The organism is Micromonospora palythoicola (assembly GCF_036689795.1).
Taxonomy (GTDB): domain Bacteria; phylum Actinomycetota; class Actinomycetes; order Mycobacteriales; family Micromonosporaceae; genus Micromonospora; species Micromonospora palythoicola.
This window is the reverse complement of sequence record NZ_JBAGKI010000002.1, coordinates 65,974-78,295: the sequence shown is the minus strand read 5'-3', so window position 1 is coordinate 78,295 and position 12,322 is coordinate 65,974. Positions and strand designations below refer to the sequence as shown.

Genomic DNA, 12,322 nt, shown 5'->3' with positions numbered 1-12,322 from the left:
CGGTTCAGCCTCCCACCGTGGTTCTTTTCAGTAACTACAGTGGAATCCTCGATCGACTCCGGTCGGCCCACAAGGAGGCAGTTTCGTGTCACCGACGCACACGGAGGTAACCCACGGCGCCGCCGAACTCGAACCCTGCGGGCAGGCGGATCATCCCGACTGCGGGATCCGCGACGTCCTCGACCGGATCGGGGACAAGTGGTCCGTTCTCGTGATCGTCGAACTCGCCAGCGGGCCGCGGCGTTTCCGGCAACTCCAGCGCGCCATCGACGGGATCTCCCAACGGATGCTGACCCTCACGGTGCGCCGGTTGGAGCGGGACGGCCTCGTGCGTCGTACCGTCTATCCCACCGTTCCCGCCCGGGTCGACTACCGTCTCACCGAGACCGGCGCGAGCCTCACCCACCTCGTCAGGGCACTCACCGACTGGTCACTCCAGCACCGCACCATCATCGCCCAGGCCCGACAGGACTACGACAGCGAGCATCCCGACCACGAGATCCGATGACCTCGCGGCGTGGTGGTCGCGCCGGCCCGGCCCGTGTCGGTGTGGCCGACCGGCGCGGCGCGGTCAGGCGAAGAACCCCTCGCGCAGGTTGACGCCGTGTTCCAGCCATGCCTTGAGGCAGCAGAGCATCTGGGTCCAGCCCTGGCAGTTGCCGTACGAGGCCTCCTGACCCTCCGGGGTGGGCCGCCACCCCTGCTCGGCGATGGTGACCAGGGTCCGGTCGTCGCCGAGTGACTCGAACTCCATGGTGACGGTGGTGAAGTAGGACGCTCCGGTGACCGGGGCGTCGCTGGTGGACTGGGCGCCGTCGGCCGCCTCCCAGCGCAGCACGATCCGCCGGTCCTGCTCCACCTCGACCACCTCGACCGGGAAGGCACCGGGGAAGTCGGCGAAATCCCAGGTGACCGTGGCGCCGGTGACCAGTCGGCCCTTCGCGCCGCCGGTGGTGAAGTACCGGGAGAGCTGGTCGGGATCGACCACCGCTTCGAACACCTCGTGCACCGGCCGGCTGATCCGTCCGGCGATCTTGAATCGCAGGTCCACGGCGATCCCCTCTCGCGTCGTCGACATGTTATAGCTTTATAACATGTCGAGTCGTCAGGGAGAGCGTTCCGGCCCGGAACCGGTCGACGAGGATCGCGTCTTCAAGGCGCTGGCGTCGTCGACCCGCCGACAGATCCTCGACGCGTTGAAGAACGAGCCGCGGACCACCGGCGCTCTCTGCGAGCGGTTTCCCCGGCTGGACCGCTGCACGGTGATGCAGCACCTGCGGGTGCTGGAGGCGGCCGGACTGGTCATCGCCCAGCGCAAGGGCCGCGAGCGGTGGAACCACCTCGACCCGCTACCGATCAAGCACATCCACGACCGGTGGATCGGTGACTACGCCAGCGCCGCGGTGGGAATGCTGGCCACCCTCAGAAGTGACCTCGAAGGACGCGCGCCCGACCACGGGCCAGGATGACCGCCTACCGACACCGTCAGCCCGTGGCCGTGACGAAGACACAGAACGGGTGCCCCGGTGTTCTCCCGCTCGACCATCCCGGGTCACCTCCGACGTAGGTAAGAAACGCGGCTCGGTCAGTCCCGGCCGGGTGCCGGCCCGTTGTCGTTGAACCGGAAGCTGCTCGTCGGCGGCCCGTCGCCCAACTCCTCCAGGATCAGCCCGGAGTCCCGTGACGTCCGCAGGTACGCGGAGTTGTTGCTGATCAGGAACCCCTCGTCCGCGTCGGCGGCGGTGATGGTGAACTGCTGTCGTGGTTCGTCCTTCCGGCAGGCGGCGCCCTGCACCAGCAGCGGCCGGCCGCCGCCGGGGTTGCGGACCTGCCAGCAGACCGGGTCGCCGGAGCCGGGGCCACCGCCGGCCCCACGGTACGACCGGATCAGGAAACTCCGCCCGCTCAGTGGGGTCGGCACGAACAACTGCCGCCCGCTGTCGTCGTCCACCTCGGCCAGACGGCCGTCGTCGGTCAACGACAGTCCGGACTCGAAGCCGTCCACCCGGGTGATGGTGATCTGGCGGGTGCCGGACAGCACCGCCGGGGTGGCGGTCGGCTCCGGGCCGGCCGACCCGGACGGCGTGGGCATGGGCACCGTCGTGGTGGTGGCCTCGGCGATCGGTGAACCCGTCGGCGGGGCGGAGACGTCGTCGGTGGCGCCCGGGTCACCGCACCCCGCGACGCCCACGGACAGCGCCATCACCCCCGCTGCGGCGAACCGGCTTCGCTTCGACATTCCTCGCTCCCCATCCCGGCCGTGCGGGCATCTCCGGTCCACGAACCACCCCAGGCCGTCCTCGTTGATCGACGTACCCGGCAGGCCGCACGGGTATGCGAAAGACTCAGGTCGGTCCCGTCGCATCGCGCTGACCCCGACGCGCGATGTCGGTGCATACCCGGTATTCTCGCGTGCCATGCGGTCTGGACCCGACAACCGACACGTGGCGCTCGCGGCGGTGCTGGGCGGGATGCTGCTCGGCGCCGTCGACTTCATCTGGATCAAGTACGTGCCGTATCCGGCCGGCGACCTCGGCAACTCCAGTGCCGTGTGGGCGGTCGCCGCCTTCCTCTTCGGCTGCTGGGTGCGGTCGGGCCGGCTGCGCGCGGCGGCGGGCGCCGCTGTCACGCTCGTGGTCGCGGTGCCTGCCTACTACGTCACGGCGGCGCTCGTGCAGGGCGACGACTGGGCCGTGCTGTGGGCACCGACATCCCTGCTCTGGATGTGTTTCGGCGTCCTCGCCGGAGTGCTCTTCGGCATTGCCGGGGTGTGGGCACGCGGGGCAGGCTGGCGACAGGTGGTCGGGCCGGCGTTGCCGGCCGCGGTGCTGTTCGCCGAGGCGGGGCTGGAGATCCGCCGGATCGGCGACCCCAACTACGGCGACGACCCGATCTGGGACGCGCTGATCAGGATCGCGCTCGGCCTGCTGGTCCTCGCCCTGGCCGCGCGGACGAACCGGCAGCGGGTGCTGGCCCTCGCCGCGGCGGTGCCGCTGGCGCTGGCGGGCCTGGGGGCGTTCCTGCTGGCCGGGTTCCGCTGACCCGCCCGACCGCGGGCCTCAGGCCAGCGACAGGAACAGCTTCTCCATCTGTTCGAGGTTGGCCTTGCGGTCCTCCCCGGCGGAACCGCTGACACACTGCTCCAGGCCGCTCGCAATGATCTTGAATCCGGCCCGGTCCAGGGCGCGGGAGACCGCCGCCAACTGGGTCACCACCTCGGCGCAGTCACGCCCGTCCTCGAGCATGCCGATGACACCACGGATCTGACCCTCGGCACGGCGCAGTCGCTTGACCACGTCACCGACCGCGTCCTCGTCGACCTGCATCTCCCACCCCTTCCGGCTCGTCGGACAACAGTACACCCGGGGGTATTTCCCGACACCCGACCGCGAGCCGTTTGCGGTTCGCGGATTCGTGGTCAATACTCGGATCAGATACCCCTGGGGGTATATCGTCGAACCTGAGGATGGAGTGTCCGTGACCGCCAGGAGCAGTTCCCCGACCATCGACGTGCCCACCGCACGAGCCCTGATCGCCGACAACCCCGACGTGTTGATCGTCGACGTGCGCACCCCGGGCGAGTTCGAGACCGCGCACGTGCCGGACTCGATCAACCTGCCGCTCGACCAGGTCGACGCGCACCTGGGTCGGATCGTCAACGACGCGGGCGGCCGGATCCTGCTGATGTGTCGGTCCGGCAATCGGGCCACGGCGGCCTGCGCCCGGCTGGCCGACGCCGGACTGACCGACGCCACCGTCATCACCGGCGGCATCAACGCCTGGGTGGCCGCCGGTGGCCCGGTGGCGCGCGGCCGGCAGCGGTGGAGCCTGGAACGCCAGGTCCGCCTCGTCGCCGGCGGGGTCGTGCTGCTCGCCGTCGTCGCCAGCGTCTGGGTGCCCGCCGCCCGGTACGTGGCCGGTCTTGTCGGCGCCGGCCTGACCGTCGCCGCCCTGACCGACACCTGCGCGATGGGGGCGATGCTGGCCCGGCTGCCCTACAACCGGGGCGCCGGCTGCGACGTCGACCGGTCCCTGGCCCGGCTGCGCACCGAGCGGCACCAGGCATGAACGGTACGCAGTACGTCCGACCGGACCGCAGCGGCCCGGCCCGGGTGGTGCCCCTGCTCGGATGGCTGCGCCACTACGACCGCCGCACCCTGCGCCACGACCTGATCGCCGGGCTGACCGTGGCGGTCATGCTGGTCCCGCAGAGCATGGCCTACGCCGCCCTGGCCGGCATGCCGCCCGTCGCCGGGCTCTACGCCTCGGTCGTGCCGCTGCTGGTCTACGCGCTGCTGGGCAGTTCCGGATCACTAGCCGTCGGGCCGGTGGCCATCACCGCGTTGATGACCGGCACCGCGCTGGCTCCCCTCGCCGACGGCGACCCGGCCCGGTACGCGGCTCTCGCCGGCCTGCTCGCCCTGCTGGTCGGCGCGATCCAGGTGCTGATGGGGGTGCTGCGGCTCGGTGCCCTGGTCAACTTCATGTCCCACTCGGTGTTGTCCGGGTTCACCTCCGCCGCGGCGATCGTGATCGCGGCCAGTCAGGTGAAGGATCTGCTCGGGCTGGACGCCGGACGGGCGGAGAGCTTTCCGGAGATCGTCGCGTCGCTCTGGCGGTCGGCCACGACCGTCCACCCGTTGACGGTCCTCGTCTCGCTGGCCAGCGTGGCCGGTCTGCTGCTGGCGCGCCGATACCTGCCGAAGCTGCCCGGAGCGCTGCTCGTGGTGGCCGGCGTCACCGTGGCCAGCGCGGCGTTCTCCCTCGGCACCCACGGCGTACGGATCCTCACCGAGGTTCCCGGCGGGCTTCCCGCCCCGGCCGTCCCCGCGCTGAACGGCTCGGACGTGACGGCGCTGCTGCCGTCCGCGGTGGCGATCGCACTTGTCGCCTACCTGGAGGGCATCGCCGTGGCGAAGGCCCTCGCCGCGCGGGCCCGCCAGCAGGTCAGTCCCAACCAGGAACTCGCGGCGGTCGGCTCGGCGAACGTCGCCGCCGGTCTGTTCCAGGCGTTCCCGGTGGCCGGCGGTTTCTCCCGCAGCGCGGTGAACTTCTCCGCCGGGGCCCGGACACCGCTGGCCAGCGTGGTCACCGCCCTGGTGGTGGCGCTGACCGCGGTGTTCCTGACGCCGGCCTTCCATCACCTGCCCAAGGCGGTGCTCGCCGCGATCGTGGTGGTGGCGGTGCTCGGGCTGGTCGACCGCCGGGCCGCGGTGACCGCGTGGCGGACCCGCCGCTCGGACGGCCTGACCCTGGTCCTCACCTTCGTGGTCACCCTGCTGTTCGGGGTCGAACCTGGTCTCGCCGCCGGCGTCAGCTTCGCGCTGGCGGTCTTCCTGTGGCGTTCGGCCCGGCCGCACCTGGCCGAACTCGGCCGGGTGCCGGGCACCCGGACGTACCGCAACGTGGCCCGCTACACCGGGCTGGTCACCGACCCTCGGGTGGCGATCGTCCGGGTGGACGGGCCGCTGTATTTCGCCAACGCCCAGTTCCTGGCCGACCGCCTGCTCGGCCTGGCCGAGGGCCGGCCGGAGCTGACGGCGCTGGTGCTCGACGCCAGCGCGATCGGCGACGCCGATGTCGACGGCGCCCATGCCGTCGCCGAGCTGCACGAACGTCTCGCGACCCGGGGTGTGGCGCTGCACCTGGCAACGGTTCGTGGGCCGGTACGCGACCTGCTCGCCCGCGCGGGCGTGTGGCAGACGGTGCACGGCGCCGGTCGGGTGCACGCCGACCTGACCGCCGCGCTGGTCGCCGTCGACGGCCGGGCCGTGGAGCCGTTGGTCGACGCAGCCGCACGGCCGCCGTCACCCCAGGAGGTGTTGTAGCCGTGTCCGAGCGGTTCGCCACCCTGCTCAGTTGCATCGACGGCCGCATCCAGCGCCCCCTCGACGAGTGGGTGCGCCGGCATCTCGACGTCGAGTACCTCGACACCATCACCGAGCCCGGGCCGGAGGCGGTGCTGGCCACGACGGGTGAGGCCCGGCTGGACGCGCTCCTGGCCAAGGTGCGGGTCTCGCAGCGGGCGCACGGCAGCGCGACCCTGGTCGTCGCCGCGCACTCCGACTGCGCGGGGAACCCGGTGAGCCTGGCCGAGCATCATCGCCAGCTGCGTGCCGGCCTGTCCCGGCTGGCCGGACGGCTGCCGGGCACCCGCCTACTGGCCGTGCACGCGGGCCGGTGCGGCCACCGGTGCTGGGCACCCGAACTCGTCGCGGAGGTGACGCCGCCGGAGAGCGGCCCGTAACTCTTTGCCCATCGCATACCCCCGGGGGTATACATGAACCCATCAGCCGTACCGTCCGTTAAGGAGCTGACCATGCTGTTCACCCAGTACTACCTGGACTGCCTGTCCCAGGCGTCGTACCTGATCGCCGACGACACCACCGGCCGGGCGATCCTGGTCGACCCGCGCCGCGACGTCGAGGAGTACCTCGCCGACGCCCAGGCCCGCGGGCTGAGCATCGAGGGCGTCATCAACACCCACTTCCACGCCGACTTCCTCGCCGGCCACCTGGAGGTTGCCGCGGCGACCGGCGCCTGGATCGGGTACGGCCGGCGCGCCGAGACCGAGTACCCGATCCGCAAGCTGGCCGACGGCGACCGGATCAGCCTCGGCGAGGTGACCCTGCAGATCATGGAGACGCCCGGCCACACCCCGGAGTCGGTGAGCGTGCTGGTGTACGAGCACGCCGACGACCCGGTCCCGTACGGGGTGCTGACCGGCGACGCGTTGTTCATCGGCGACGTGGGTCGACCCGACCTGCTCGCCTCGCTCGGCGTCACCGCCGACGAGCTGGGCAGCATGCTCTACCACAGCGTGCACCACAGGCTCATGACCCTGCCCGACCAGGTGCGGGTCTTCCCGGCTCACGGCGCGGGCTCGGCCTGCGGCAAGAACCTGTCGACCGAGCGGCAATCCACGATCGGTGAACAGCGCCGCACCAACTACGCCTGCGCGCCGATGAGCGAGGAGCGGTTCGTCGCGCTGGTCACCGGCGGCCAGCCGGCGGCACCGGGGTACTTCGCGTTCGACGCGGTGCTCAACCGCAAGGCCCGCGAGCTGTTCGACCACGCCCGCCGCCCCGCCCGGCCGCTCACCACCGCCGAGTTCCTCGCCGCCCGGGCCGACGGCGCCGTCGTCGTCGACACCCGCGACCCACACGAGTACGCCGCCGGACACGTACGTGGCGCGCTCAACATCCCCGCCGACGGCCGCTTCGCCGAGACCGCCGGCAGCGTCGTCACCCCGGATCGCACCATCCTCGTCGTCGCCCACCAGGACCGCGAGGAGGAGATCGTGACCCGCCTCGCCCGGATCGGCTTCGACCATGTCGCCGGTTACCTGCGCGACCCCGAGAACGCCTTCCGCGAGATGGTCGCCGAGCTGACCCCGGCCAGCCGGGTCACCGCCACCGAACTTCGCGACGCCCTGGACCGGGCCGAGCCGCCACGCGTACTCGACGTGCGCAACGCCGGCGAGCGCGAGCAGGGCGCCGTCGACGGGTCGCTGCACATCCCGCTGGCCGAACTGCCCGGGCGACTCGCCGAGGTGCCCGACGACCGGCCCGTCGTCGTGCACTGCGCCGGTGGCTACCGCTCCTCCGTCGCGGCCAGCCTGCTGCGGGCGGCCGGCCGTACCGACGTCTCCGATCTGCTCGGTGGCTACGGCGCCTGGCAGGCGCTGCGACAGCCCACCGTGGCCTGAGCCCGACCGGGTGCGGGCGGGGCCGCCGCCGTCGCGGCCACGCCCGCACCCGGTCGTACCGCGTCGTGCCGCCTCTCAAATGGTCACGCGGCTCGCGCGCCGGGCGAGGGGTACGGCTCACGAAGGGTGAACGCCTCCGGCGACGGGCCGGCGGTCAGCAGTTCCAGCCGTTCGGCGGCCTCGGTGACGGTCGGCAGGACGCCGGCGGGAATCCACCACAGCACGAGGTGGGGGCGGTCGAGCGGGACGAACCACTCCCGCCGCCGGCGCATCGGCTCCAGGTGCGCGGTCCGGTACACGAAACCGCGCAGCGACTCGACCGACCGCCAGACGGTCAGGTTCACGATGATGTCCGCCCCGAAGGGCCGCAGCGCGGTGGCGTCGCCGGACTCGTCCTGCAGTCGCCAGACGTAGCCGGGCGACCGCTCGGCCAGTTCGTTGATCTCCGGAAGTCGGGCGACGAAATCGGCGAGTTCGGGGCTGTCGATGGGGGCGCGCAGTCGGGCGATGTTCAGTTGCGCCAGATGATGGTCGGCCATGCGACCAAGCCTAGATTCTATGTCAATCCTGATTGTTTTTAGAGCGGATCACGACGCAGCACCCGGTCGGGCCGGGGTCGAGCCGGACGTCCCGGCCACGGTCGCCCACCAGACCGTCGAGCAGCGCCAGGTTCAAGCCGCAGACCAGCGCGGGATACGCCTCGGCCAGCGCGTGGAAGGGACAGTTGCGCAGTCGGATCGTCTGGTCGGCGTCCGCCAACGGCTCGTAACCGAGTGTCTCCAGCCGCGCGAACACCTCGCCTCCGGCGAGCTTCGCACCCAGCTCGCGCGCTGCCGCGTGGACCGCCGGTTCCACACCGGACCGCTCGACCGCGCTCGCCAGCACATCGGCCAACAACCGGTAGTCGCGCGGCGGCAGCGTCACCGCGTGTTCGGTGGCCGACCGGCGGTACAGCTTGGCCGGCCGGCCCGCACCCGGCCCACCGCTGCGTGGCGCGTAGGCCGTCTCCAGCAGCCCCGCCTCGGCCAGCTTCTCCAGGTGAAAGGCGGCCAGGGTACGGCCGATGGCCGTCGCCTCGGCCACCTCGTTGCGGCTCACCGGCTCCGCCCGCGCGACCACGTACTCATAGACTGCCCGGCGCACCGGCTCCCGCAGCGCCCCGACGGCCTCCAACGACATGCTGCCGACGCTACCCGCCCGAGCACGGTCACCTGCCGAGGCGGCGGCGTCCGACCAGGGTCGCCGTCCGGGCGGCGACACCGCCGACATGTCCGGGTACCGCACTAGTCTGCCGTCATGGCGAGCGCTGAACTGGATGAGTTGATCGTCGCGGACGCCGAGGCGCTGCGTGCCTGGTTGTCGGCCAACCACGCCACCTCACCCGGCGTCTGGCTGGCCCTCACGAAGAAGGGCGGCTCGGTCACCACCCTCACCTGGCAACAGGCGGTCGACGAGGCCCTGTGTTTCGGCTGGATCGACGGGCAGGCCCGGAAGGGGGATCACGAGACCTCCTGGATCCGGTTCACCCCGCGCCGGTCGCGCAGTTCCTGGTCACAGCGCAACGTGGCGCACGTCGCCCGACTGGAGGCGCAGGGGCGGATGCTGCCACCGGGTCGCGCCGTCGTCGAGGCCGCGAAGGCGGACGGCAGGTGGGCGGCCGCGTACGCCCCGCCGTCGGAGGCCGAGGTGCCGGCCGACCTGCTCGCCGCCATCGCGGCGGAACCCGCCGCGCAGGCCATGTTCGACGTCCTCACCAAGACCAACCGGTTCGCCCTCATCCATCGCCTGAACGCCGTCAAGCGTGCCCAGACCCGCGAACGGAAGATCGGCGAGTTCGTCGCCATGCTGGCCCGCCACGAGACGTTCCATCCGCAGAAGGCCCGGCCCGCACCGGCGGACTGAACATCCTCGAAAAAATCTTGGCGTACCTGTCGATCGGGGCTGGTCCTCTTCGTAGCTGTGGTGAGAGCCCGGCACCGAGCCGGGACACACGCCGCCTGGAGGGCACGATGAGCACCACCGCGAACACGACCCGCGCCATCACGTCGACCATCGGGGCCGGCGTCGTCGCCACGGCTGCGGCCAGCGTCGCCACGATGGCCGTCGCCGCCGCCGGCAACGCGGCGGGAATCAGCCTCGACATCGGCGGAGACCCCATCCCGGTCGCCGGGTTCGGCGTGCTGACCGCGGTCTTCTCGCTGCTCGGCGTGGCCATCGCCGCGCTGCTGTCCCGCTTCGCCCGGCATCCCCGGCGTGCCTTCGTCCGTACGACGGTGGTGCTGACCGTGCTGTCGCTGGTGCCGGACGTGCTCGCCGACGCCAGTCCGGCGACGAAGGCGCTGCTGATGTTCACCCACCTGGTCGCGGCCGCGATCGTGATCCCCGCTGTCGCGCGCCGCCTGGCCGCCTGACCACACCCACCAACCGAACCACCGGAGGATCGTCATGAAGCAGTACCTGCTGTCCGTGCACTTCGTCGAGGGCGCGCCGGAGCCGTCCGAGGAGGAGATGCAGACCATGTTCCGGGAGACCGGTCGGATCAACGACGAGATGCAGGCCGCCGGCGCCTGGGTCTTCGGCGGCGGACTCCGGTCGCCGGACACCGCCACCGTCGTCCGGATCGACAACGGCGCCACCACCATGAGCGACGGGCCGTTCGCCGAGACGAAGGAACACATCGCCGGCTTCTGGGTCCTCAAGTGCGCCGACCTGGACGAGGCCCTCGCCTGGGCCGAGAAGTGCGCGGCGGCCTGCGGCCCGGTCGAGGTACGCCCCTTCGACGACCTGTCCCAGGCCTGAGGAGCCGGGCACCCGAGATGGATCTGGCGAGCGTCTACCGCGCGGAGTACGGCCGCTGCGTCGCCACCCTCACCCGCCTCCTCGGCGACCTGCACCTCGCCGAGGAGGCGGTCCAGGACGCCTTCGCCACGGCGGTGCAGAAGTGGCAGACCCTGCCGCCGAACCCGGGCGCCTGGATCGTGACCACCGCCCGTAACCGGGCCGTCGATCGACTCCGCCGGGAGACGACCCGCGAGGCCCGGCACGCCGAGGCGCTGCTGCTGCACCAACAGGACGAACCCCAGGAGGTGGGACCGGTGCGGGACGACCAGCTACGACTCATCTTCACCTGCTGCCACCCGGCGCTGGCCCCCGACGCCCGTACCGCCCTCACCCTGCGCCTGCTCGGTGGCCTCGACGTACCGGAGATCGCCCGGGCATACCTGATCCAGGAGGCGACCGTCGCCCAGCGGATCGTGCGGGCCAAGAAGAAGATCCGTGACGCCGGCATCCCGTACCGGGTACCCGCCGAACACGAGTTGCCGGATCGGTTGCCGCCCGTGCTCACGGTGCTCTACCTGATGTTCAACGAGGGCTACACCTCCACCGCGGGGCCGCTGATCAGGACGGACCTGTGCGGCGAAGCGATCCGGCTCGCCCGGGAACTCGCCGCATTGATGCCCGACGAACCCGAGGTGCTCGGCCTGCTCGCCCTGCTGCTGCTCACCGAGGCACGCCGGCCGGCCCGGCTCGACCCGGCCGGCTACCTGGTGCCGCTGGCCGAGCAGGACCGGTCGTTGTGGGACCGGACGCTCATCGCCGAGGGCCACGAACTGGTCCGCCGCTGCCTGCGCCGCAACCGGCCCGGACCGTACCAGATCCAGGCCGCGATCGGCGCGGTGCACACCGACGGTGCCGCAACCGACTGGCGCCAGGTCCTGGCACTGTACGACCAACTGCTCGCGCTGGTGCCGACCCCGGTCGTCGCGCTCAACCGCGCGGTCGCGGTGGCCGAGGTACACGGGCCGGCGCGGGCCCTCGCCGCGTTGGCGGAGATCGACCTCCCCGGCTACCACCGGCTACCCGCCACCCGCGCCGAACTGCTGGCCCGGCTCGGTCGCGACACCGCCAGCCGGGCCGCCTACGACGAGGCCATCGCGCTGGCCACCAACGAGACCGAACGCGCCCACCTGGAGCGGCGTCGCACCGAACTCACCCGCACGAGGAGAACATCATGACCGCCACCTACACCTTCGACGTCTTCGCCAGCCTCGACGGCTTCGGCACCCACCGTGGCGACTGGGGCGGCTACTGGGGCAAGCAGGGCCCCGAGTTGCTCGCGCACCGCCTCGCCGCGTACCGCCCGCGGCAGCGCATGGTCTTCGGTGCCGACACGTACCGGGTCTTCGCGCGGTTGCTGGCCGAGAGCACCGACGAGTCCGAGGTGCGGGACGCCTGGGTCACCCGGATGCGTCACCTGCCGGCGACGGTGGTGTCGTCCACCCTCGACGGGCCGCTCGACTGGCCGGACGCGACGATCGCCCGCGGCGACGCCGTCGACGTCGTCGCCCGGCTGAAGGAGGAGTCCGAGGTGCCCCTGCGGTCGCACGGCAGCCTGTCGATGAACCGGGCGCTGATGGCCGCCGGTCTGGTCGACCGCGTCCAGGTGACGATCTTCCCGGTGATCACGGGCCGGACCGGCACCGAGCCGATCTTCCAGGACGCGGCCGACTTCGACCTGGAGCTGATCGAGAGCCGGACCCTCGACGGTCACATCCAGGAACTCGTCTACCGCCCCGCCCTGCACGGCTGACCACGTCACCACGACCGGAACCA

17 protein-coding genes are annotated in these 12,322 nt (G+C 71.7%); 12 read left to right on the top strand and 5 right to left on the bottom strand.

Annotated features, from left to right (window positions below; genetic code table 11):
- Nucleotides 1-85 precede the first annotated feature (85 nt).
- Nucleotides 86-508: a winged helix-turn-helix transcriptional regulator gene (locus V5O40_RS01475; protein WP_408631815.1), complete on the top strand. Its 423-nt coding sequence runs from the start codon at nt 86-88 to the stop codon at nt 506-508.
- Between the two features lie 63 nt (nt 509-571).
- Here the strand turns inward: V5O40_RS01475 and V5O40_RS01470 are convergent, their stop codons facing one another.
- A complete protein-coding gene (locus V5O40_RS01470) occupies nt 572-1,078 on the bottom strand; it encodes an SRPBCC family protein (RefSeq protein ID WP_332903722.1) in 507 nt (168 codons plus the stop codon).
- A gap of 16 nt (nt 1,079-1,094) precedes the next feature.
- On the opposite strand from V5O40_RS01470, the gene V5O40_RS01465 reads away from it, so the two are divergent.
- Nucleotides 1,095-1,469: an ArsR/SmtB family transcription factor gene (locus V5O40_RS01465; RefSeq protein WP_332903721.1), complete on the top strand. Its 375-nt coding sequence runs from the start codon at nt 1,095-1,097 to the stop codon at nt 1,467-1,469.
- A gap of 116 nt (nt 1,470-1,585) precedes the next feature.
- Here V5O40_RS01465 and V5O40_RS01460 read toward each other — a convergent pair whose 3' ends face one another.
- Nucleotides 1,586-2,239: a hypothetical protein gene (locus tag V5O40_RS01460; protein ID WP_332903720.1), complete on the bottom strand. Its 654-nt coding sequence runs from the start codon at nt 2,237-2,239 to the stop codon at nt 1,586-1,588.
- Nucleotides 2,240-2,417: 178 nt separating this feature from the next.
- Here V5O40_RS01460 and V5O40_RS01455 point away from each other — a divergent pair, with 178 nt between their 5' ends.
- Nucleotides 2,418-3,041: a DUF6518 family protein gene (locus V5O40_RS01455; RefSeq protein ID WP_332903719.1), complete on the top strand. Its 624-nt coding sequence runs from the start codon at nt 2,418-2,420 to the stop codon at nt 3,039-3,041.
- 18 nt (nt 3,042-3,059) lie between these two features.
- Here V5O40_RS01455 and V5O40_RS01450 read toward each other — a convergent pair whose 3' ends face one another.
- Nucleotides 3,060-3,326: a metal-sensitive transcriptional regulator gene (locus tag V5O40_RS01450; RefSeq protein WP_099846331.1), complete on the bottom strand. Its 267-nt coding sequence runs from the start codon at nt 3,324-3,326 to the stop codon at nt 3,060-3,062.
- 151 nt (nt 3,327-3,477) lie between these two features.
- On the opposite strand from V5O40_RS01450, the gene V5O40_RS01445 reads away from it, so the two are divergent.
- The 4 genes from V5O40_RS01445 to V5O40_RS01430 all read left to right on the top strand — a co-directional run bounded on the left by V5O40_RS01445 (nt 3,478) and on the right by V5O40_RS01430 (nt 7,708).
- On the top strand, nt 3,478-4,068 hold the full coding sequence (locus tag V5O40_RS01445; RefSeq protein WP_332903718.1) for a rhodanese-like domain-containing protein: 591 nt from the start codon (nt 3,478-3,480) through the stop codon (nt 4,066-4,068).
- Nucleotides 4,065-5,828, top strand: coding sequence for a SulP family inorganic anion transporter (locus tag V5O40_RS01440; RefSeq protein WP_332903717.1), 1,764 nt, complete (start codon nt 4,065-4,067; stop codon nt 5,826-5,828). The genes V5O40_RS01445 and V5O40_RS01440 overlap by 4 nt, the downstream gene beginning before the upstream one ends.
- 2 nt (nt 5,829-5,830) lie before the next feature.
- Entirely contained in the window at nt 5,831-6,247 is a 417-nt protein-coding gene (locus tag V5O40_RS01435) for a carbonic anhydrase (protein WP_332903716.1), read from the top strand.
- A 72-nt stretch (nt 6,248-6,319) separates the two neighbouring features.
- Complete coding sequence (locus V5O40_RS01430) at nt 6,320-7,708, top strand: rhodanese-like domain-containing protein (RefSeq protein WP_332903715.1); 1,389 nt, start codon at nt 6,320-6,322, stop codon at nt 7,706-7,708.
- Between the two features lie 83 nt (nt 7,709-7,791).
- On the opposite strand, the gene V5O40_RS01425 is transcribed toward V5O40_RS01430, so the two are convergent.
- Together V5O40_RS01425 and V5O40_RS01420 are read right to left on the bottom strand one after the other, a co-directional pair.
- A complete protein-coding gene (locus V5O40_RS01425; RefSeq protein WP_332903714.1) occupies nt 7,792-8,247 on the bottom strand; it encodes a DUF3291 domain-containing protein in 456 nt (151 codons plus the stop codon).
- A gap of 22 nt (nt 8,248-8,269) precedes the next feature.
- A complete protein-coding gene (locus V5O40_RS01420) occupies nt 8,270-8,887 on the bottom strand; it encodes a helix-turn-helix transcriptional regulator (RefSeq protein ID WP_332903713.1) in 618 nt (205 codons plus the stop codon).
- A gap of 117 nt (nt 8,888-9,004) precedes the next feature.
- Here V5O40_RS01420 and V5O40_RS01415 point away from each other — a divergent pair, with 117 nt between their 5' ends.
- The 5 genes from V5O40_RS01415 to V5O40_RS01395 all read left to right on the top strand — a co-directional run bounded on the left by V5O40_RS01415 (nt 9,005) and on the right by V5O40_RS01395 (nt 12,299).
- A complete protein-coding gene (locus tag V5O40_RS01415; protein ID WP_332903712.1) occupies nt 9,005-9,610 on the top strand; it encodes a YdeI/OmpD-associated family protein in 606 nt (201 codons plus the stop codon).
- 107 nt (nt 9,611-9,717) lie between these two features.
- Nucleotides 9,718-10,119, top strand: coding sequence for a DUF6069 family protein (locus tag V5O40_RS01410; RefSeq protein WP_332903711.1), 402 nt, complete (start codon nt 9,718-9,720; stop codon nt 10,117-10,119).
- A 34-nt stretch (nt 10,120-10,153) separates the two neighbouring features.
- Nucleotides 10,154-10,507: a YciI family protein gene (locus tag V5O40_RS01405; protein ID WP_332903710.1), complete on the top strand. Its 354-nt coding sequence runs from the start codon at nt 10,154-10,156 to the stop codon at nt 10,505-10,507.
- 17 nt (nt 10,508-10,524) lie between these two features.
- Nucleotides 10,525-11,724, top strand: coding sequence for an RNA polymerase sigma factor (locus V5O40_RS01400; RefSeq protein WP_332903709.1), 1,200 nt, complete (start codon nt 10,525-10,527; stop codon nt 11,722-11,724).
- A complete protein-coding gene (locus V5O40_RS01395; RefSeq protein WP_332903708.1) occupies nt 11,721-12,299 on the top strand; it encodes a dihydrofolate reductase family protein in 579 nt (192 codons plus the stop codon). The genes V5O40_RS01400 and V5O40_RS01395 overlap by 4 nt, the downstream gene beginning before the upstream one ends.
- Nucleotides 12,300-12,322: the final 23 nt, after the last annotated feature.